The organism is Clostridium sp. NSJ-145 (assembly GCF_021044725.1).
GTDB classification, from domain to species: domain Bacteria; phylum Bacillota; class Clostridia; order Clostridiales; family Clostridiaceae; genus Clostridium; species Clostridium disporicum_B.
In genome coordinates, this window is record NZ_JAJNOS010000004.1 from 17,623 (window position 1) to 40,600 (window position 22,978).

The following is a 22,978-nucleotide window of genomic DNA, read 5'->3' on the forward strand; positions in this document are numbered from 1 at the left end:
CTTTTTTGTAGAATAAATTTAATAAAAAATAAAGACCGGCATATAGCACAGTCTTTATTTTATATATTTGTATATTATTTAATGGGTAAACTATTTAGTATAATTATCAAAGTAACCTTGGATGAAGATGATTGGTGTTCCCTTATCTCCACTACCAGAAGTTAAATCTGATAATGAGCCTATAAGGTCAGTAAGTCTTCTAGGAGTAGTTCCTTGAGAAACCATGTTACCAGTTAAATCAGCATCTTTATTTTCAATATATTCAGAGATAGCTTTCTTTAATTCTTCACCTTCTAGGTTAGCAAAGTTATTATCTGCAAGATATTTAATTTTTACTTCGTTTGGTGTTCCTTCTAATCCAGCAGTATAAGCAGGAGAAACAACAGGGTCAGCTAGTTCCCAAATCTTACCTACTGGGTCTTTGAATGCACCATCTCCATAAATCATAACTTCAATGTTTTTACCAGTCTTTTCATATAAAATAGCTTGTATATTATCTACTACTAATTGACAGTTAGTTGGGAAAAGTTTAACTGTTTCTTCTGTTGATTTATTAGAGCCAAGTAAACCATAAGTTTTATTACAACCACTGCCGTCTATAGATTCAGTCATTATATCATCTAGTCCATAAACTTTTTCAGCACCATTAGCTCTTAATAATCTCTTAGTTCTAAATCTTGAGTGAATATCACAAGTAAGAACGCTCTTAGTGTAATTTAATATAGTTCTACAGTCATTTGAGAAAATAACTTCACACTCTATTCCGTATTCTTCTATAAGTGATTTGTAGTATTCTATGTAATCAACACCAGTAAAAGTATGTTTATTATATCCGAAAAGGTTACGGAATTCAGCTTCTGTTAAAACATCAGTCCAAGGGTTAACTCCTTTTTCATCTAAAAGATCTAAATCAACTAAGTGATTACCAACCTCATCTGAAGGATAGCTTAACATTAAAACTATTTTTTTAGCAGCGCCTTTAGCAATACCTCTTAAACATATAGCAAATCTATTACGACTTAAGATAGGAAATATAACACCTATTGTATCTTCACCGAATTTAGAACTAACATCTTGTCCTATTTGATCGATTGTAGCGTAGTTTCCTTGAGCACGTGCAACTATTGATTCTGTTACTGTTACTATATCTTTATCATTTAAAGTTAAGTTTTCTGTTTCAGCTGCCTTTAAAACTGAATCAACAACTATTTGTTCAATATTATCTCCTTCTTTGATAATTGGACATCTAAGACCTCTGACAACTGTTCCTATAACTCTTTCCAAAATAATCTCTCCCTTATGTAAAAATTAAAAAAATTTTCTATACCTGTAATATACTATTAGATATAATATAAGTAAAATAAATAGTTTGTATATTTAATATAAGGAGTACTTATATGATAGGTAAATTAGATTTATATAGAGTTTTTAGACAGGTGGGGAAGAGTGGTAGTTTTTCAAAGGCGGCAGAAGAATTATATATGACTCAACCAGCTGTTAGTCAATCAATAATGCAATTAGAAAGTGAATTGAATATTCGTCTTTTTAATAGAACTCGTAAAGGAGTAACTTTTACTACTGAAGGAGAGAATCTTTTTGATTATGTAAATTCAGCAATAACTCTTATTGAAGCAGGGGAAGAGAAGATATTTGAATTTAAAAATCTTTCTACAGGAGAATTAAGGATAGGAGTAGGTGATACAATATCAAAGCATTACTTAATACCTTTCTTAGAAAAGTTTCATAATAAATATCCAAATATAAAATTAAGGATTATTAATAGCACAACAACCGAGCTTTGTTCATATATAAAGTCTGGTGATATAGATATTGCAATTTGTAACTTTCCTATAGATGATTCTTCATTAGAATTAATACCTTGTGCTGAAATACAAGATATATTTGTTTGTGGAGAAAAGTATAAAAAGTTGATAAGTGATAAAGTTTCTTATGAAGAATTAACAAAATTACCTTTAATATTCTTAGAAAAGTCATCAAACTCAAGAAAATATGTAGAGAGTTTTATGAATTCAAAAGGTGTAAATTTATCACCGGATTTTGAATTAGGGTCGTATGATTTACTTTTAGAGTTTGCAAAAATAAATTTAGGAATTGCTTGCGTAATTAAAGAGTTTTCTGAGGAATATTTAGAAAAAAATTATTTATACGAAATTGATACTATAGAGAAGATTCCTAAAAGAAGCATAGGTGCATGTTATTTAAAGAAAGTACCATTATCATTAGGAGCAATAGAATTTTTAAAAATAATGAAAGAATAAGATTTAATAAAAAATATACTAATAAAAATGTATTAAAGGTAAAGTTAAAAAATAGAATTAAGTATCGAAAAGTTTTTATAAACTAGTAAATTATATTATTTATGAGGAGTGTACTTAATGACTATTTCTTTGGCAGAGTTTATATATGAGTTAACACATAATCTACCTTTATTAATAACGGTAATTTTAACCTTAGGAGTTATAATGGTAAATGGGTGGACAGATGCACCTAATGCTATTGCAACATGTGTATCAACAAGGGCTATTACACCGAGAGCAGCTATAATGATGGCTGCTGTATTTAACTTCTTAGGGGTGTTTGTAATGACCATTATAAATGCAAATGTAGCCGAAACTATATATAATATGGTTGATTTTGGTGGGGATCCAGCAGAATCATTAGTTGCATTATGTGCTGCTTTATTTGCAATTGTGTTATGGGCTACAGCTGCATGGTATTTTGGAATTCCTACAAGTGAAAGTCATGCTTTAATAGCTGGGATATCAGGAGCAGCGATAGCACTTCAAGGTGGACTTAAAGGGATTAATGGAGGCGAGTGGATTAAGGTTATTTATGGCTTGATATTATCTACAATATTAGGTTTTCTCTTAGGGTGGATTACAGTAAAGATAGTAGAGTTTCTATTTAAGGGCTTTGATAGACGAAAAACTAGTGAGTTTTTCCAAGATGCTCAGGTAGTAGGGGGAGCAGCTATGGCGTTTATGCATGGAGCTCAAGATGGACAAAAATTTATGGGGGTATTTATGCTAGGAATGTTTTTAGCAAAAGGGCAATCTGATGTTAGTAATTTCGTCATTCCGGTATGGCTTATGGTATTAAGTTCAGCTGTTATGGCTCTTGGAACTTCTATTGGTGGATATAAGATTATAAAAGCTGTTGGTATGGACATGGTTAAACTTGAAAAGTATCAAGGTTTTTCAGCAGATTTAGCTGGTGCAGGATGTCTTTTGATTTCTTCAGTAGTAGGTATGCCTGTAAGTACTACTCATACTAAGACTACAGCAATAATGGGTGTTGGTGCAGCTAAGAGATTAAGTTCTGTAAATTGGGGTGTAGTTAAAGAAATGGTATTAACATGGGTTCTTACATTTCCAGGTTGCGGAGTTATAGGATTTTTAATGGCTAAGTTATTTATTCAGATTTTCTAACAATGTATAATTTGAAACTTAAAAAGGTTGAAGGGAGTATTGATTAAATGGCAGTTAAGAAAAATAACGACTATTTTGAAATGCTGGTAGATTTGATAGGATATTCATGTGAAGCTGCTTCGTTATTAGATAATACCATAAGTAATTTTAGAATGAGCCAAATAGATAGTAGGATAAAAGATATGCATGAAATTGAACATAATGCAGATATAAAAAAACATGAGATGATTAATAAGCTATCAAAAGAATTTATAACGCCTATTGAGAGAGGCGATATTATAGAACTTGCCAATGAGATAGATAATGTAACTGATGCTATAGAAGATGTTTTAGTTAGAATTTATATGTTTAATATTAGTGTTATGAGGGAAGAAGCAGTTGAATTTAGCAAGTTAATAGTGAAGATATGTAATGAAACTAGTGCTTTGATTAAAGAGTTCCGAAACTTTAAAAAATCATCTGAAATAAGAAAGCTAATAATTAATATTAGTGATTTAGAAGAAGAAGGTGATAGGATTTATACTAGAAGTATAAGAGGTTTTTATTCATCTATAATGGAACCTATTAAATTTATAACCTGGAAGGAAACTTTTGAGTATTTTGAGAAGTGTTGTGATGCTTGTGAACATGTAGCTGATGGAATCGAAAGTGTAATAATGAGAAATACTTAGAATTTACTGCGTAAAGGAGAAAGCTATTTCGTATAAAAGTCTTTTTATCTAAAGCCTAAACTTTTGTTAGTTTTAGATTATTTTATATAGTTTTTGAAAGAATATATAAAATAAAATAATCCATAATAAATAATAGGAAGGTTTAGAATTTAAAGTGAAAAAAATATAAATTTTTAAAGGATAAGGAGATTATATATGTTAAAAAAGCTTTTAATAGCACTTATAATTGTATTAAGTATGTTTAGCACTAAGGTATATTGTTCTGAAGATTTAATACCTGCTATTTCTAACACTTATACAGAGGGATTTTATAGATTTGATAATACAAAAACTGTGAATATTAATGTAACATTAACAACTGATACACTGACTAAAATGATGATTTTTGACGAGAATTTAGGATTGCAATATTTTTCAATATTGCCAGTAAAAGAAAAGTTTACATTGAGAAATATAGAGCCAAATAGAATTATTTGTATTATAGGAGAAGGGGAAGTAGCTCTAACTTTTGAATACTAGAGAAAATTAGATTTGTATATTAATAGAAGGATACCTGATGTAGGTATCCTTTAATTTTTAATAAGTAAGTTATTATCACATTAACTTATATAATTTCAAAATATGAAAATGAATTATAGCAGGTGGGAATTATAATTAAAGTAATTAAGTTTTAAAGTGAAACTTATAATAATAAAATTAGGGGATGAATTATGGGTTATAAACTAATAGCATGTGATATGGATGAAACATTATTAAATGACAATCATGAAATATGTCAAAGAAATATTGATTTAATAAAAAAAGCAAGAGAAGAGTATGGAGTTAAGTTTGTACCTGCTACAGGGCGTGGATATGAATTAATTCAAAAGGGCTTAAAACATTAGAACTTCATAATAAAGAAGGTGAATATGTACTTTCATTTAATGGTGGTGCTTTAACAGAGAATATTGGCAATAGAATATTACAGTTTAAAGGATTAAGCTTTAGTAAGATGAAAGAACTTTTTGAGTATGGTTTAAAAAAAGATTTATGTATTCATATTTATACTCAAAGAGATTTATATGTTTATAATATTTCTGACAGTGAAGAGCAAAGATTAAGTAGAATAAATCATATTAGAATGGACAGTAATACAGTAGATTTTTTAGAAAATGAAGAAATTTCTAAAGTTATTTATCAAAATGTTGATGTTGATTATTTAATGTCACTAGAAGAAGATATGAAGAGTATAATAGAAGGACAATGCTCAGTAAGTTATTCATCTAATAGATATATGGAATTTAATACTCTAGGTGTTGATAAGGGACAAGGATTGATAGATTTAGCAAATCTATTAAATATAGATATTAAGGATACTATTGCAGTAGGAGATAACTATAATGATATGGCTATGCTTAAGGTTGCTGGACTTTCAGTAGCTGCTCAAAATGCAGTAGATGATGTAAAGAAAACCTGTGATTATGTAACAAAGGCTACTAATAATGAAGGCGTAGTTGCAGAACTTATTGAAAAGTTTATCTTAGAAAAAAGTATAGATTAAAAATAAAAGAAGCTCTGTTATACTATTAAGTATAATAGGGCTATTTTTTTAGTAGCAGAAATAACACTGAGGAAAGGGTGGGAAGTTTATGATACAGGATATAGAACCACATAAGTATAATAGTACTTATGGAAAGTTTAAAGTTAGAAATAATGATTATATAGTAGCTTTTAAAGAAAACAAGGCTATATTAATAAAAGATGGTAATGAAAAAAGAATACCTAAGTATAAAGAAGTAATGGGAGTATTAGATGGTTTAGAGCATTTAATATATATGTTTACTATAGATGAAAAAAGGTTTTTCTTGGCGCTAAAGGCAGATGTTAAAGAAAGTGAAATTTTTGTAAAGGATAGTATACAAGTATTTAGAACTATGAAGCCTCAATGGATGGCTTTTGCTGGATTTACTTCATATCATCTTTATATGTGGTACGATACTAATAGATATTGTGGAAGATGTGGAAGTATAATGGCACATAGTGATAAGGAAAGGTCATTAGTATGTAACAATTGCAATAATATTAGATATCCAAGAATATCACCAGGTGTAATAGTAGGGATAATAGATGGTGATAAGATGCTTTTAACTAGATATGCTAAAGGGCCTTATAAAAACTATGCTTTAGTAGCGGGATATAATGAGATAGGAGAATCTTTAGAGGAAACTGTAAGAAGAGAAGTTATGGAGGAAGTAGGTCTTAAGGTTAAAAATATTAGATACTATAAAAGTCAGCCTTGGGGACTTTCTGGATCAGTTTTATCGGGATTTTTTGTAGATTTAGATGGAGATTCCACAATAACTTTAGATGAGGACGAGTTAGCTGAAGCAATATGGATTAAGAGAGAGGATATACCTAAACCGGAATTAAATATTAGCTTAACAAAAGAAATGATAGAGTTCTTTAGAGTGGGTAAAATATGATGGAGTCGTTTTATAACGGCTCTTTTAATTTGCGATAATTAATTTTTGTAACATAATGATTGAATAAATTATTAACTTTGAATGTATAGACAGAAATGTTGAAATGCAGAATATAGCAAAATAGCTAACTTAGAAATTTAGCAGAAGAAAAGAAGAGAAAAAAAGAGCAAAGTAAAGGATGAGTATTATATAAAGGATTAAATGAAAAAATAAACCAAAAGTGAAAGTGAGAAAGTTGGAAATTGAAATTGTAAAAAAATAACAATTGTTATAAAATCAGTTGGAAGTAAAAGAAAGGGGTAAACTTTTATGAGAAAACTATCACAGATAATAGCTAAAAATAGAGTAGTTATACTAGTATTAGCATTTATTTTGATAATACCATCAGCTTTTGGTTATTTTAGTACGAAAGTAAATTATGATATCTTAAGCTATTTGCCAAGTGATTTAGAAACAAGGCAAGCGCAATCGATTCTAAAAGAACAATTTGGCTGTGGTTCCTTAGCCATGCTGATAGTAGAAGGCATGGAGAATAAAGATGTTGAGAAATTAAAAGAAAAGGTTGAAGGGGTAAAGGGAGTAAATGAAGTTATATGGATAAATGATGCTTTAGATATTTCAGTACCAATAGAGATTTTACATTCTAGTGTTAAGGACATGCTTTTCTCGGATAATTCAACTCTTATGATTGTTAAATTAAGTGAAACAGATGCAGATATAGATACACAAGAGGCCGTTCAAGAGATAAGAGATATTACAGGTAAACAAGCTTTTTTAAGTGGGGTAGCTGGAGTTATTAAAGATACTAAGGATTTAGCTGATAAGGAAGCACCAATATATATATTAATAGCAGTTATTATTTCACTAGTAATTTTAGCGTTAACTATGGAATCTTTCTTAACACCTATAATATTTTTACTTAGTATAGGAATTGCAATTATATATAATATGGGAACTAATATATGGTTTGGAGAAATTTCATATATTACAAAAGCTTTATCAGCTGTATTACAACTAGGTGTGACAATGGATTATTCAATATTCTTATTACACAGATATGATGAAGAACGATTGATTCAAAAAGATAAGACAAGTGCTATGGCATCAGCTATAGAAAAAACCATAGGATCAATAGCAGGAAGTTCACTTACTACTATTGCTGGATTCTTAGCTTTATGTGTTATGAAGTTAGCTCTAGGTAAAGATATAGGGCTAGTAATGGTTAAAGGTGTAGTATTTGGATTAATATGTACGGTTACAGTACTACCATCACTTATACTGGTATTTGATAAAGCTATTCATAAATTTAAACATAAAACAGTTTTACCTAAGTTTGAAAAATCATCAGCTTGGGTTATAAATCATAATAAGGTTTTAGTATTGATTGGGGCTTTAATTTTAATACCAGCATTAATAGGGTATAGAAATACAAAGGTATATTATAATTTAGATGAATCTCTTCCAAAAGATTTACCATCAATAGTTGCGAATAACAAGTTAAAAACAGAGTACAATATGATGTCTACTAATATTATTCTTGTAGACGAAGATTTAGATGGTTATAAAGTTAATCAAATGATTAAGGAGTTGAAATCTGTTGATGGGGTTACTTCAGTAATTGGACTTGAAGATATATTAGGGCCAAGAATTCCTGAAAGCTTTATTCCAGAAGAGTTATTGGATCAGATAAAAAATGGTGGACATGAAGAAATAATGCTTAACTCAGAATATAAAGCAGCATCAGAAGAAGTAACAGCTCAACTTGAAGAAATAAATAATATTGTTAAAAAATATGACCCAGAGGGGTTAGTAGGTGGAGAAGCTCCATTGACAAATGACTTGATAGATATAGCAGATACTGATTTTAAGATGGTTAGCTTTGTATCAATAATAGCAATATTCATAATTATATTAATTATATTTAAATCACCAATAATACCTATAATTTTAGTTTTAGCAATAGAACTTGCAATATATATAAACCTTGGTATTCCATATTACATGAATACAAGCATTCCTTTTATAGCATCCATAGTAATTGGAACTATCCAGTTAGGTGCAACTGTTGACTATGCAATATTGTTAACATCAAGATTTAAAGAAGAACTTGCAAAGAATAAAGATAAGAAAGAGGCTATGAGAATAGCGCTTCAAGGCTCAATAAGATCAATTGTAACTAGCGCTTTAACATTTTTTGGGGCAACAGCAGGAGTTGGAATTATATCAGATATGGAGATGATTAGCTCATTATGCACATTGATGGCAAGAGGAGCAATAATAAGTATGTTTGTTATATTGTTCATACTTCCAGGCATCTTATTACTTTGTGAAAAAATAATAGTTAAAACAAGTAAAAACTTTGTTGAATGTGTTGAAGGAGGAGAAGAGTAATGAATAAAGGATTATCAAAAAAGATTATATGTTTAGCAACTTTGATAGCAACTACAACATCAACAATGGCATTTGCACAAGATATTAAAAAAGATGAAACTGTTTATGTATTATTGGATGAAAACGGAAATCCAACAAAGCAAATAGTGAGTGATTGGATAAGTAGTGATGAAACTTTAGGAAATTTTACAGATAAATCAAACTTGAAAAATGTTAAAAATGTTAAAGGTGATGAAGAACCAGTTTTAAATGGAGATACTTTAAAGTGGGATATTGATACAACAGATCTTTATTACCAGGGAGAAACAAATAATAAATTACCGGTATCATTATCAATTAAATATGAGTTGAATGGAAAAGAAGTAAATCCTAAGGATGTATTAGGGGAGTCAGGAAAATTTAAGATTACTTTAACTCTAACAAATAATGAAAGTAAAACAAAGGTGATAAGTGGAAAAACTAGGACTTTATATACACCATTTTTAAGTGCCACAGAATTAACTTTATCTAATGATAATTTTTCAAATGTTAAAGTAAATACAGGGAAAATATTAAATGATGGTAATAATTCATTTATAACATTTATTTCTCTACCAGGTCTTAAAGAATCTCTAGATTTAGATAATTTATTTGATGATAATGAAGATATTAATATGGATTTAGACTTAAAAGATTCAATAGAAATAACAGGTGAGACAACGAATTTTGAAATTCCAGCAGTTATGATGCTTGTAACTACTTCAAGTGAGGAGTTAGAGGAAATTAAGGGTTCAGAAACTATAAATGATTTAAGAAATTCATTGAATGATCTTAAGGATGGAGGGGAGGAACTTTTAGCTGGAAGTAAAGAGTTATTAGAAGGACAAAAAGAACTAGCTAGTAATTATAAAACTTTTGATAATGGAGTAAGCACTTTAGCAGATGGAGCTACTCAATTAAATAGTGGAATATCTGAATTAAATGGTAAGGTCCCAGAATTGATTACAGGAGCAAATGCATTAATGAATGGTGCTGGACAAATAAAAGATAATTATGCATTATTTAATGAAGGTGTAGCAACATTATCAAATGGAGCAACTGCTTTAGATAGTGGAGTAAATGCATTGAACAATAGTGTCCCAGCTTTAGTAGATGGCTCAAAACAATTAGAAGATGGATTGAGTCAAGTTAAAAGTAATTATGAGACATTTAATGAAGGTGTATCTAGTATAGCAAAAGGTGCAAGTGATTTAAATGATGGAATAAGTAGTTTAGGAGAACAAGCACCAACATTAATTAAAGGAATAACAGATTTAAATAGTGGACTTGCTCAGCTAGACCAAAGTAGAGAAACTCTTGCAAATGGGGTAACTGATTATGTAGATAACTCTGTAAAACTTCAAAGTGGATATTCTAAACTAAATGATGGAATAACCACAGCTTCAGAAGGGGCAGCGGCTCTAAGTAATGGACTTTCAGGCGGTAGTGAAGGATTGGGAGAATTAGTTAGAAGTACAGAGACTTTAGATGGACTTGCAGGTAACTTAAATCAAATAATAGAAGCGCTAGGAGACACTAACCCAGAATTAACTGAATCACTTCAACAAATTAGTGGAGGAATATCACAGGTATCAGAAGGTCAAAAGAGTGGATTAGCTACTTTAGGTAGTAGTTTGAGTACAGCAGCTACTTCAGCTAATGAATTAGCAGAAGGCTTAAATACAGCTTTACAAACTTCTCAATATTTAAATGGAAATTTTGAAGAGTTAATTAGTAATGGAGAAAATTTGAAATCAGGAGCGGCAAATATGTCAGATGGTGTAGGTCTAGCTTATGCGGGAAGCCAACAATTAGCAAATGCTACTGATGCCTTGGAAACTGGTATTTCAAAATTGACAAAAGGTAGTGGTGATTTATTAGCTGGAACTAATGAATTAAATTCAAACTCAAGTAAGATAAATGATGCAGTAGGTCAATTATATGCAGGAAGTACTCAGCTATCAGCAGGAACAACTCAGTTGCAAGAGGGAACAACAGCGTTACAAGCTGGTAGTAATCAGCTTGTAAATGGAGCTAAAGAGCTAAATGACAATTCTAAGAAGATTAATGATGCAGTAGGAACTTTATATAATGGAACTACCGCATTAGCTAAAGGTGGAACAAGCTTAAGTGAAGGTGTTTCGCAATTAGCTGATGGAGGAAATAGTTTAGCTACAGGAGCTAATGATTTAAGAACAGCATCTTCTCAAATATTAGAAGGAACTAGCCAATTAGAAAATGGTACATCTGAGCTTTATGATGGTGTTTCTAAGCTTAAAGAGGAAGGTTTAGATAAAATAACTGATAAAGGAAGTACAGTTCTTGATTCTATAGATGGATTTGTAGAAGTTAAAGATGAATTAGTTCAAATGTCAAAAGAGTATGGAGTATACTCAGGTTTATCTGAGCATATGGATGGGTCAGTTAAGTTCATTATGAGAAGTAATTCGGTAAAATGTAATGATAAGGAAGTAACTGACGAAAAAAATAATGATAAAACTACTGAAACAACAGAAAATGAAACTAAAAAAGATGGAATAATTTCAAGAATAAAAAATCTATTCCACTAAAATTAATAAATTAAATATTATATTTAAAAAAGCTTTAAGCTGATATTTTGGCTTAAAGTTTTTTGTTTTATTAAAATGGCGTTTAGAATTAGTAAATAAAAATTAGCAAAATTTTAAAATGTCGTTCAAAGATTGGTGTAATACGTTTATTTTATGAAGACATTATAATACCATATATTTAGATTTTAAAATACGTTTTAGGAAGTGAGTATATATGGGGAATAAATTAGAACATGAAAAAATACCAAAACTTTTAACATCTTTAGCAATACCAGCTATTTGCGCACAGGTGGTAACTTTGCTTTATAACATGATAGATAGAATGTATATAGGAAGAATGGATAATGGAATAATGGCTATGGCTGGAATAGGTGTATGTGTACCAATTATATCTATAATTACTGCATTTACAGGGTTATTTGGGAGAGGGGGAGCACCATTAGCAGCTATAAAGATGGGAGAAAATAATACAGATGAGGCAGATAATATAATATCTAATAGTTTTATGGCATTAATTATTTCATCAGTAATAATAACAATATTAATTTTATTATTTAACAAAGAAATATTAATACTTTTTGGAGCTAGTAAAAATAGTTTACCTTATGCCTTAGAGTATATGAAAATATATGCTTTAGGAACAGCTTTTGTTCAATTAACAGTTGGTATGAACTTTTATATAAATACTCAGGGATTTGCTAAGTTTGGAATGATGACAATAATAATTGGTGGAATATTAAATATAATATTAGACCCAATTTTCATATTTGGATTCAATATGGGAACTAAAGGAGCAGCATTAGCTACAGTACTATCTCAATTTGTATCATTTTCATGGGTATTAAGCTTTTTGTTTGGTAAGAGAACATTACTTAGAATACATAGAAAATACTTAATGTTTAACAGAAATATAATGAAGCAAATAGTTACTTTAGGTTCAGCTCCATTTTTTATGAGCTCAACAGAAGGGCTTTTAATAATATGTTTTAATAGTCAGTTGTTAAAATATGGAGGAGATATAGCAGTTAGTTCAATGACAATAATGATATCTATGTTCCAGTTTATATTATTACCTATAGAAGGTATAGCGCAAGGTTCTCAGCCGATTATAAGCTTTAACTATGGAGCTAAGAATTATGATAGGGTTAGAAAAACAATAAAATTAGCTATTGTAGTATGTTTAATATATTCGTTCTTAGGAACGGTGTTAATGGAATTATTTCCAAAGATGTTTATATCAATATTTACTAATGATGAGATATTGCTAAATCAAGCTGCGAGTATGCTTAGAATATATATTTTTGGTTGTATGATAATGGGTGCAAACTCAACATTCCAGCAAACGTATAATTCGCTAGGTGAAGGCAAGAGATCATTTTTCTTTGCATTTTATAGAAAAATAATATTATTAATACCTTTAATTTATGTTTTACCTATGTTGTTACCAAATAAGCTTATGGCAGTTGTACTTGCAGAGCCAATTTCAGATTTATTAACAACAGTAACTAATGGGATGTATTTTAGAAGGTTTATTAAAGTAAAACTGCCTACTTCAAGCAAAAGTAATGATAAAGCATATGGTGAGTTAATAGTGGATAATGCAAATTAAGAACTAAGAGATTAAAAAGTAAGAGAGTTGGATTAAAGGTAGTGATTTATGGAGATACATAGTTAGCTTTAGTTTAATAGTTGAATTTTTATATATGATTACTACAGAAAGGTATTATTTTCAAAAAATGAAAATGTATATAATGAAACAATAATTTCAAAAAATGAAAATAGTTACTGGATAATTAATTCTATAATAAGTGTAAAGAAAAGGTTTTAACGACAAGTTAAAAATATTTTTTTAAAAGGGAATGGGAGGAAAATTAATTATGGAAAAAAGACCAATAAAGATAGTTACAATAGGTGGAGGAAGTAGTTACACTCCAGAATTAATGGAAGGATTTATAAATAGATATCACGAACTACCAATAAGAGAATTTTGGTTAGTAGACGTTGAAGCAGGAAGAGAAAAGTTAGAAATAGTTGGAGCAATGGCTCAACGTATGTGGGATGCTTCAGGACATGATGTAAAAGTACATTTAACATTAGATAGAAGAGAAGCTTTAAAGGATGCAGATTTTGTTACTACTCAATTTAGAGTTGGTCTTTTAGATGCAAGAATAAAGGATGAAAGAATTCCATTTAGTCATGGTATGTTAGGACAAGAAACAAATGGTGCTGGAGGAATGTTTAAAGCTTTTAGAACTATTCCAGTGATATTAGATATAGTGGAAGACATGAAAGAATTATGTCCAAACGCATGGTTAATAAACTTTACTAACCCATCAGGAATGGTTACTGAAGCTGTTATTAAGCATGGTGGATGGAAGAAATGTATAGGTCTTTGTAATGTACCAGTAGGTGCAATGATGGGAGAACCTAAGTTAATAGATAAAAAAGAAGATGAGTTAATATTCCAATTTGCTGGATTAAATCACTTCCATTGGCATAAAGTGTCTGATAAACAAGGAAATGATGTAACTGCTGAAATAATTAAGAATATGTATGATAGAAAAGAGGATGATGGAACTCCTGCTAATATTCATAATATTAAATTCTTAAGAGAACAATTAGAACAAATGAATATTATTCCTTGTGGATATCATAGATATTACTACTTACAAGATGAGATGTTAGAACATGGACTTGAAGAGTTTAATGGAGAAGGTACAAGAGGAGAGCAAGTTAAGAAAACTGAAGCTGAATTATTTGAACTATATAAAGATCCAAACCTTAACTATAAGCCAGAGCAATTAACAAAGAGAGGTGGAACACACTATAGTGATGCAGCTTGTGAATGTATAAATGCTATTTATAATGATAAGAAAATACCTATGGTAGTAAGTACACAAAATAATGGTGCAATTCCTGATTTAGCACCAGACAGCATAGTTGAAGTTACTTCATATATTACTGCTGCAGGAGCTATGCCAGTTGCTTGGGGTAAATTAAATTCAGCTGAAAAAGGATGGATTCAAGTTATGAAGGCTATGGAAGAATGTGTTATAGAAGCTGCTATAAACGGTGATTACGGACTAGCTTTACAAGCATTCTTACTAAATCCACAAGTTAAAGGTGGAGCAATTGCTAAAACAGTTTTAGATGAAATGCTAGTAGCTCATGCTAAATACTTGCCACAATTTGCAGAAAAGATTGCTGAGTTAAAAGAACAAGGTATTAGAAGCAATGACCCTGTTGTTATGGAAATAATGGAAAGAGAAAACAAAGTTGTGGAACTTGTTTAGTTAATAGAAATATATAAAATATAAATTATAATAAATTAAAGCATGTATTTTATAAAGTAATAGTATTAGGATGTAAGTGTATTTTGATTAACTAAAAATACTTATTGCATTTCTAATATATATAAAGAAGATTTTAAGGCTATTTATCCTTAAAATCTTCTTTTATTATATCGACTGTAGAATATCTACCTGATTCTATATAATGAGAAGCTTTAATACGTGAATTTAAGTTTTGGTCATAATTTAAAGAAAAAATACAAGAATATATTACATTTAAAACATACTCAATAGAAGTGCTTGTAGTAAATGTAGCTATTTTTGAGTATAGTTTTTCTCGAGTACATATTCTAAGAACGCAGTCAGCATCTTCAGATAATGAATTACCACCTATACTTGTAATAGCTATAATAGGTATATTTTTATGTTTTAGGGCACTGACAACATTTTTTAAAGAAGGTGTTTCACCAGAATAAGAAATAATCATGGCACAGGAGGATTTTTCTGCAAGATAAGCAGCAAAGGTCTGTTCTCCTTGTAATGTACACATTTCTACTCTTTTACCTATTCTAGACATATTATGCTTAAATTCTTGGCTTATCAATGCATTATTACTAACAGCAAATAAGTTTATATAGCTTGAATTTGTTATTATTTTAATAGCTTTTTCTAAATCTTTATAGGTGATTAAGGAAAGTGTATCCTGTATAGCTTCCTTTTGCAAATTTGCTATTTTATTTGCAATCGAAAGAATACTATCATTTTTATTAAAAGGAATATTGGCATCTATAGAATCAAAGTGGCTATTTAAATATTCTAATTCTTTTAAATAACTTTCTTTAAGTTCATTCCAACCAGAAAAACCAAGTTTTTGAGCTATTCGCACTAGAGTAGAAGCAGAAGTAAAGGTTTCTTTTGCTATTTCTTTAGTGGTTTTATCTTTAATAGACTCCTTAGCTTTAAGTATATAATCTATTAATGTTTTTTCAGAAGCTGAAAAATCACATTGTTCAAGTCTTTCGATAATTAACATAATTATGCTCCTTATAAAATTAGATATTTTAATCCAGTGTATTAATTAAGTCTAATATATAAACTAATAAAATAAAAGATATAAGTAACATATTTTATAATATGATACTATACCCTAATTCACGATATTTAGTATTATAAAAAGATATTTAGTGCTTGAATATTATTGGAAATATGTAAATAAATAATTAGTATTAGATAAATTTAAAAATGATGTTTGAAGATTTTTAAGGATTTATTGAAAAAATTTCGAACGATATTTCAATAATAATCAGAATTATTGATAGTATATAGATATTTTATATAATGAAACTACAAGAGACGATAAAATATTTCTAAGGTTTTGTTTAGAGATTTTTTTATAGATTTGGAGGAGAGTATATGTCATTAGGTAAAGATTTTTTATGGGGTGGAGCTTTAGCTGCACATCAATTTGAAGGTGGAGTATTAAATACATCTAAAGGTTTATCAGTAGCTGATGTTATGACAGCAGGAGCTCATGGAGTACCAAGAGTAATTACTGATGGTGTAGTTGAAGGAAATTACTATCCTAATCATGTTGGAATAGATTTTTATGGAAGATATAAAGAGGATATAGCATTATTTGCAGAGCTTGGATTTAAATGTTTTAGAACTTCTATAGCTTGGACTCGTATATTTCCATTAGGAATTGAAAATGAGCCAAATGAAGAAGGATTAAAGTTCTATGATGATGTTTTCGATGAATTATTAAAGTATGGTATAGAACCAGTTATTACATTAAGTCATTTTGAAATGCCATATCATATTGCTAAGGAATATGGCGGATTTATGAGTCGTGAAACAATTGATTTATTTGTTAAATTTGCAAAGGTTTGTTTTGAAAGATATAAAGATAAAGTTAAGTATTGGATGACTTTTAATGAGATAAATAACCAAATGAACTATAAAAATGATATATTTGGATGGACTAACTCAGGAGCACATTTTGGAAATTATGAAAACCCAGAAGAAGCAATGTATATATGTGGACATCATACATTAGTAGCAAGTGCCTTAGCTGTAAAAGTTGGACATGAAATTAACCCTGAATTTAAAATAGGAAATATGATAGCTATGGTTCCAATATATCCATTTAGCTGCAGACCAGCTGATATGGTTTTAGCTCAGCAAGCTATGCATGATAGATTTTTCTTCTGTGATGTACAAGTAAGAGGACATTATCCAGCTTATGCATTAAAGATGTTTGAAAGAAAAGGATTCAATGTAGAGATAACTGAAGATGATAAGAAGGCATTAAAAGAAGGAACTGTTGATTATATTGGTTTTAGTTATTATATGAGTAATACTGTTGATTCAACTGCTCATAGAGATACTTCTACTATTACAGATGGTTCAAGAGAGCACTCTGTAGATAATCCATTTATAAAAGTATCTGATTGGGGATGGGCAATTGATCCAGAAGGATTACGTTATGCTTTAAATATGTTCTATGAAAGATATGAGTTACCATTATTTATAGTTGAAAATGGATTTGGAGCTATTGATGTGAAGGAAGAGGATGGTTCATGTCATGATCAATATAGAATAGATTATTTAAAAGCTCATATTGAGCAAATGAAAATTGCAGTAGAAGAAGATGGTGTGGATTTAATGGGATATACTCCATGGGGATGTATTGACTGTGTATCATTTACTACAGGAGAAATGAAGAAACGTTACGGATTTATATACGTAGATAGAGATAATGAAGGCAAAGGGACTTTAGAAAGAAGTAAAAAGGACTCGTTTGATTGGTTTAAAAAGGTTATAGCTTCTAATGGAGATGATTTAGAATAATATTCTTTTAAGAGGTATTTACATAGGTACAGGTTTATTAGAAATAATAGATTCTATATATAATGTACCTTAGTAAATACCGTATATTATATAAATTTTTAAAGGAAATATTTTGATTAAAATATAACTAAAACTAGTTAAAAAAGTATTGACAAGCTGTAAGAAAAAATATTACAATGTAAACGAATTAAAAGTTTATAAGTCAATATGTGATTGTTACTGGTTCGACCAGGCGAGACCTTAGTTAATGAGTAGAGAATTAGTCTTTCTCTATTGATTAGTTGAGGTCTTTTTTTAATTTTACAATAATATATATGTTATTTAATGGAAGTTGGATTGAAATATAAGCTTAAAACATGATAATATTATATATAACAGAAGAGTAAGTTAATGGTAATTTAAATTCGGCAAGTAAGATGGAGAGGATTAGCATGATAATAAAGAAAATATTTAATAACAACGCTGTAGTAGCTAAGGATTCGGCTAACCGCGAAGTTGTTGCTATGGGATGTGGAATTGCATTTAAAATGAGTGTTGGTGAGATTTTAGACCAATCTAAAGTAGAAAAGACATTTATATTAAAAGAAAAGGAAGCATCTGAAAGATTTAAGCTTTTACTAGAGGATGTTGAACCAGATGTAGTATCACTTTGCTATGATATTATTGAATATGCTAAAAATATATTAAATGGATCACTAAATGATTATATATATGTTACATTAACAGACCATATATATAATGTTTTAAAACTTCAAAAGGAAGGTTTCAATAGACCTAACGTAATAATATGGGAGATTAAAAAGTTTTATCCTAAGGAGTATGCTGTTGGACAAAAAGCTCTTGAATTTATAAAAGATGAACTAGAAGTTGAACTACCTGAAGATGAAGCAGGGAATATTGCTCTTCATCTAATAAATGCACAAGTTAATAAAAATAGTGACAAGGTTCAGGATGTTGCAAAACAGGCTAAGATGGTTCAAGATATATTAAACATAGTACGATATACTTATAATATAAGCCTTGATGAGAAGTCATTAAGCTATGAAAGATTTGTAACCCACTTGAGATTTTTCTTTCAAAGGTTAAATCGAAAAGATAAGATTGAACCTAAAAATGATGATTTTTTATTAAAACAAGTTAAGATGAAATATGAAGATGCATATAACTGTATGCTTAAGATTGAAAAATACTTGAATGTAGAATTAGATGATGAAGAAAAATTATATTTAACGCTGCATGTACAAAGAATTACTAGCAAATAGTTTTTTAGTTAGAGTAACTAAAGAAAGTTTAAAACAAGCTCCTTATAGAGTTTCATAGGAGTTTGTTTTAAATAAAAGATAAACTGTAAAATAAAAATATTTTATAAAAGTATTGACAAGCTTTACAGAATCATATAAAATAAAGGTAAGTTAAATGTTTACAGATAAATATGTGATTGTTACTGGTTCGACCAGGCGAGACCTTAATTAATGAGAATAGATTTGTATTTGATCTATTTTGATTAATTGAGGTTTTTTATATTTAAATGTAAGTTTAACTAAAGTAAAACAAGTTAAGATAAAATAAAGAAAATTTAATACGGATTGTTACTGGTAAAGCAGGCGAGACCAAATTTAGTAGAATAGTTAGATTTTATATCAATTTATTCTATTTATTTGGTCTTGCCTTTTTATATACAAAATCAAGTTAAGTAAGAGATAGTATAGCAATAATTATGTTATCGTTTACTGAACTTAGGAGAATTAAATAAATAAATTAATGAAAATCAAATAAAAAAATAATTTTGAAAAGGGGATGTAAATAATGAAGTATGAAAAGTTAGCTAAAGATATTATCGAAAATGTTGGCGGTAAGGGTAACATTAACAGTCTAACACATTGTGTTACAAGATTAAGATTCAAATTAAAGGATGAAAATAAAGCAAATACAGATGTATTAAAATCTATGGATGGTGTTGTTACAGTAGTTAAAAGTGGTGGACAATATCAAGTGGTTATAGGTAATCATGTACCAGACGTTTATGCAGATGTAGTAAAGGTAGCAGGACTTGCAACAGAAAGTTCTGAAGAATCAGAAGAAAAGATGAAGCCTTTCGATAGGTTTATAGATATAATTTCAGGTGTTTTTCAACCGGTACTTGGGGTATTATGTGCTACAGGTATGATTAAAGGATTAAATGCCATATTAATTGCAACAGGATTATTAGCAGAAACAGATTCTACTTATATAATACTAAATTCAATAGGTGATTGTTTATTTAACTTTTTCCCAATATTCTTAGGATTTACAGCAGCTAAGAAGTTTAAGTTAAATCAATTTACTGGTATGGCAATTGGTGCTGCGATGGTTTATCCATCAATTACAGCTCTTGCAGGTACAACTGTAACCTTCCTTGGAATTCCAGTAGTAATGCCATCAAGTAGCTATCAATCAACAGTTATTCCAATAATATTAGCCATATTCCTTGCATCAAAAGTAGAAAAGTTATTTAAGAAAATTGTTCCAGATGTTATTAAAACTTTTATAGTACCATTCCTTACTTTATTATTAGTAGTTCCAGTAACATTTATGGCAATTGGGCCAGTAGCTACAATAGCTTCAAATTGGTTAGGTGATATAACTTTAGCAGTTTATAACTTTAGTCCAGTATTAGCAGGTTTATTTATTGGTGGATTCTGGCAAGTATTCGTTATGTTCGGTTTACATTGGGGATTAGTACCTCTTGCAATGAATAACTTAGCAGTTTTAGGATACGATCCAATATTAGCAGCTTCAATTGCAGTTTGCTTTGCACAAACAGGTGTAGTTATGGCAATAGCGGCAAAAACTAAAAATAAAAAATTAAAATCATTATGTATTCCATCAATTATTTCAGGATTCTTTGGTGTTACAGAGCCAGATATTTACGGTATTACATTACCAAGAAAGAAACCATTTATACTAAGCTGTATTGGTGGTGCGGTAACAGGTGGAATATTAGGTATATTTGGTTCAAAAATTTTCATGGTTGGTGGAATGGGGATATTTGCAATTCCAACATTTATAGGACCATCAGGTATAGATAAATCATTCTTAGGTATTATTGTAGCTAGTATAGCAGGTTTAATTGTAGGATTTCTATTAATGTACTTTACAAAATTAAGCCCAGAAGATATGACAGATGGTAAAGTTGAAAAGGTAGAAAATAAGGATAATAAAGATGCATTAGTTAAACAAGAAGTTATAGTTAGTCCGATTAAAGGAGATGTTTTACCTTTAAGCGAAGTTAAAGATGAAGTATTTTCACAAGGGTTATTAGGAAAAGGTGTTGCTATAGAACCAAAAGAAGGTAAAGTTGTTGCTCCAGTAGATGGTACATTAACAACATTATTCCCAACACATCACGCATTAGGTATTACAAGTGATAATGGAGCAGAAATTTTAATACATGTTGGTATGGACACAGTTCAGTTAGAAGGAAAATGCTTTACTCCTAAGGTAAAACAAGGAGAAAGAGTTAAAGCAGGACAAGTTTTATTAGAGTTTGATATAAAGGGAATAAAAGAAGCAGGATACCCTGTAACTACACCGGTAATAGTTTCTAACTCTGATAATTACTTAGACATAATAGGAACAGATAAGAAAGATATAAATACAGAAGAAGACTTATTAACAGTTATGATTTAATGGATAAATAAAGTAAATTTATAATAGTTTAGAGGTCTAAGAAAAAATTCTTAGACCTTTAAAAAATGATAGTTTTATATAAAAGTAATAGATGGAGGATTTTAAAATGTATAGATTTCCAGAAGGTTTTTTATGGGGTGGAGCTACTGCTGCAAACCAATTTGAAGGTGCATATAATGAAGAGGGTAAAGGATTATCAATCCAGGATTTACTGCCAAAGGGTATAACAGGACCAATGACAGAAGAGCCAACAGAAGATAATATGAAACTTATAGGGATAGATTTTTATCATAGATATAAGGAAGATATAAAATTATTTGCTGAAATGGGATTTAAGACATTTAGAATGTCAATAGCGTGGTCAAGAATATTCCCTAATGGTGATGATTTAGAGCCAAATGAAAAAGGATTAGAATTCTATGACAATGTATTTGATGAATTAGCTAAGTACGGAATAGAGCCACTTGTTACTTTATCTCATTATGAAACACCATTACATCTTGCAAGAGAGTATAATGGATGGACAGATAGAAGGCTTATAGGATTCTTTGAAAGATATGTAAGAACAGTATTTACAAGATATAAGGATAAAGTAAAATATTGGTTAACGTTTAATGAAATTAACTCAGCATTACATTTCCCAATTATGAGTGCTGGTATTTTAACACCAAAAGAGGAATTAAGTAAGCAAGACCTTTACCAAGCAATGCATCATGAACTTGTTGCAAGTGCATTAGCTGTTAAAATAGGTCATGAAATAAATCCAGAATTTAAAATTGGATGTATGATTCTTGGAATACCAAATTATCCATTAACTCCAAATCCAAGCGACATAATAAAAGCAATGCAAGAAGATAGAGGAACATTATTCTTTGGAGATATCCATGCTAGAGGAGAATATCCAAGATATATGAATAGATACTTCAAAGAAAATAATATAGAAATTAAATTTGAAGAAGGAGATGCAGAAATACTTAAGAATACAGTAGACTTTATTTCATTCAGCTACTACATGAGTTCATGTGCTACTGCAGATCCAGAGTTAAACAAAAAGGGTGCAGGAAACTTAATAGCAGGTGTACCAAATCCATACCTAGAAGCTTCAGATTGGGGATGGCAAATTGATCCACAAGGGTTAAGATATATATTAAACTACTACTATGATAGATATCAAAAACCATTATTCATCGTTGAAAATGGGCTTGGAGCTAAGGATGAATTAATCACTGATGAAAATGGAAATAAGACAGTTAATGATGATTACAGAATTCAATATTTAAATGATCACTTAGTTCAAGTAGCTGAAGCTATTGAAGATGGTGTTGAACTTATGGGATATACTACTTGGGGATGTATTGATTTAGTATCTGCATCAACAGCTGAATTAAGAAAGAGATATGGTTTCATATACGTTGATAGAAATGATGATGGAACTGGTACATTAGAAAGATATAAAAAGAAAAGCTTTGATTGGTATAAAGAAGTTATTGCAACTAACGGTGGAAGCTTAAAATAGTTAAGAGTTAATAATTAGAATTTGAAGAAAAACTGCCAGCTTGGCAGTTTTTTATTTTTTAGAAGACTATATTTTTATAATGATTAAACTAG

17 protein-coding genes are annotated in these 22,978 nt (G+C 29.6%); 15 read left to right on the forward strand and 2 right to left on the reverse strand.

Annotated elements, in window-relative coordinates; genetic code table 11:
- Positions 1 to 90: 90 nt before the first annotated feature.
- Complete coding sequence (locus tag LQE93_RS05060; protein ID WP_231072375.1) at positions 91 to 1,284, reverse strand: coenzyme F420-0:L-glutamate ligase; 1,194 nt, start codon at positions 1,282 to 1,284, stop codon at positions 91 to 93.
- Between the two features lie 113 nt (positions 1,285 to 1,397).
- Here LQE93_RS05060 and LQE93_RS05065 point away from each other — a divergent pair, with 113 nt between their 5' ends.
- From LQE93_RS05065 to LQE93_RS05110, 11 genes are all read left to right on the forward strand, one after another.
- Positions 1,398 to 2,279, forward strand: a complete 882-nt coding sequence (locus LQE93_RS05065; RefSeq protein WP_231072376.1) for a LysR family transcriptional regulator — start codon at positions 1,398 to 1,400, stop codon at positions 2,277 to 2,279.
- A gap of 117 nt (positions 2,280 to 2,396) precedes the next feature.
- Entirely contained in the window at positions 2,397 to 3,449 is a 1,053-nt protein-coding gene (locus LQE93_RS05070) for an inorganic phosphate transporter (protein ID WP_231072377.1), read from the forward strand.
- A gap of 47 nt (positions 3,450 to 3,496) precedes the next feature.
- Entirely contained in the window at positions 3,497 to 4,120 is a 624-nt protein-coding gene (locus LQE93_RS05075) for a DUF47 domain-containing protein (RefSeq protein ID WP_231072379.1), read from the forward strand.
- A gap of 195 nt (positions 4,121 to 4,315) precedes the next feature.
- Complete coding sequence (locus LQE93_RS05080) at positions 4,316 to 4,639, forward strand: hypothetical protein (RefSeq protein WP_055263830.1); 324 nt, start codon at positions 4,316 to 4,318, stop codon at positions 4,637 to 4,639.
- A 191-nt stretch (positions 4,640 to 4,830) separates the two neighbouring features.
- The gene (locus LQE93_RS16785; protein WP_269144336.1) at positions 4,831 to 5,004 is read left to right on the forward strand and encodes an HAD family hydrolase; all 174 of its coding nucleotides are present in this window, start codon (positions 4,831 to 4,833) and stop codon (positions 5,002 to 5,004) included.
- Positions 5,005 to 5,066: 62 nt separating this feature from the next.
- Positions 5,067 to 5,660: an HAD-IIB family hydrolase gene (locus LQE93_RS05085; protein WP_331000412.1), complete on the forward strand. Its 594-nt coding sequence runs from the start codon at positions 5,067 to 5,069 to the stop codon at positions 5,658 to 5,660.
- Between the two features lie 88 nt (positions 5,661 to 5,748).
- Positions 5,749 to 6,582, forward strand: a complete 834-nt coding sequence (gene nudC, locus LQE93_RS05090) for an NAD(+) diphosphatase (protein WP_231072380.1) — start codon at positions 5,749 to 5,751, stop codon at positions 6,580 to 6,582.
- Positions 6,583 to 6,891: 309 nt separating this feature from the next.
- Positions 6,892 to 8,973: an efflux RND transporter permease subunit gene (locus LQE93_RS05095; RefSeq protein ID WP_231072381.1), complete on the forward strand. Its 2,082-nt coding sequence runs from the start codon at positions 6,892 to 6,894 to the stop codon at positions 8,971 to 8,973.
- Positions 8,973 to 11,561 (forward strand): hypothetical protein, encoded by a 2,589-nt coding sequence (locus LQE93_RS05100; RefSeq protein WP_231072382.1) that lies wholly within the window; start codon positions 8,973 to 8,975, stop codon positions 11,559 to 11,561. Before LQE93_RS05095 ends, LQE93_RS05100 begins: the two co-directional genes overlap by 1 nt.
- 214 nt (positions 11,562 to 11,775) lie before the next feature.
- Positions 11,776 to 13,170, forward strand: coding sequence for an MATE family efflux transporter (locus LQE93_RS05105; RefSeq protein ID WP_231072384.1), 1,395 nt, complete (start codon positions 11,776 to 11,778; stop codon positions 13,168 to 13,170).
- A 268-nt stretch (positions 13,171 to 13,438) separates the two neighbouring features.
- Entirely contained in the window at positions 13,439 to 14,854 is a 1,416-nt protein-coding gene (locus LQE93_RS05110; RefSeq protein WP_055263818.1) for a 6-phospho-beta-glucosidase, read from the forward strand.
- A 139-nt stretch (positions 14,855 to 14,993) separates the two neighbouring features.
- Here LQE93_RS05110 and LQE93_RS05115 read toward each other — a convergent pair whose 3' ends face one another.
- Positions 14,994 to 15,884: a MurR/RpiR family transcriptional regulator gene (locus tag LQE93_RS05115; protein WP_055263816.1), complete on the reverse strand. Its 891-nt coding sequence runs from the start codon at positions 15,882 to 15,884 to the stop codon at positions 14,994 to 14,996.
- 380 nt (positions 15,885 to 16,264) lie between these two features.
- On the opposite strand from LQE93_RS05115, the gene LQE93_RS05120 reads away from it, so the two are divergent.
- The 4 genes from LQE93_RS05120 to LQE93_RS05135 all read left to right on the forward strand — a co-directional run bounded on the left by LQE93_RS05120 (position 16,265) and on the right by LQE93_RS05135 (position 22,886).
- A complete protein-coding gene (locus LQE93_RS05120; RefSeq protein ID WP_231072385.1) occupies positions 16,265 to 17,701 on the forward strand; it encodes a 6-phospho-beta-glucosidase in 1,437 nt (478 codons plus the stop codon).
- Between the two features lie 431 nt (positions 17,702 to 18,132).
- The gene (gene licT, locus LQE93_RS05125) at positions 18,133 to 18,963 is read left to right on the forward strand and encodes a BglG family transcription antiterminator LicT (protein WP_055263812.1); all 831 of its coding nucleotides are present in this window, start codon (positions 18,133 to 18,135) and stop codon (positions 18,961 to 18,963) included.
- A gap of 544 nt (positions 18,964 to 19,507) precedes the next feature.
- Entirely contained in the window at positions 19,508 to 21,370 is a 1,863-nt protein-coding gene (locus tag LQE93_RS05130) for a beta-glucoside-specific PTS transporter subunit IIABC (RefSeq protein ID WP_231072386.1), read from the forward strand.
- 106 nt (positions 21,371 to 21,476) lie between these two features.
- On the forward strand, positions 21,477 to 22,886 hold the full coding sequence (locus tag LQE93_RS05135) for a glycoside hydrolase family 1 protein (protein ID WP_231072391.1): 1,410 nt from the start codon (positions 21,477 to 21,479) through the stop codon (positions 22,884 to 22,886).
- Positions 22,887 to 22,978 lie beyond the last annotated feature (92 nt).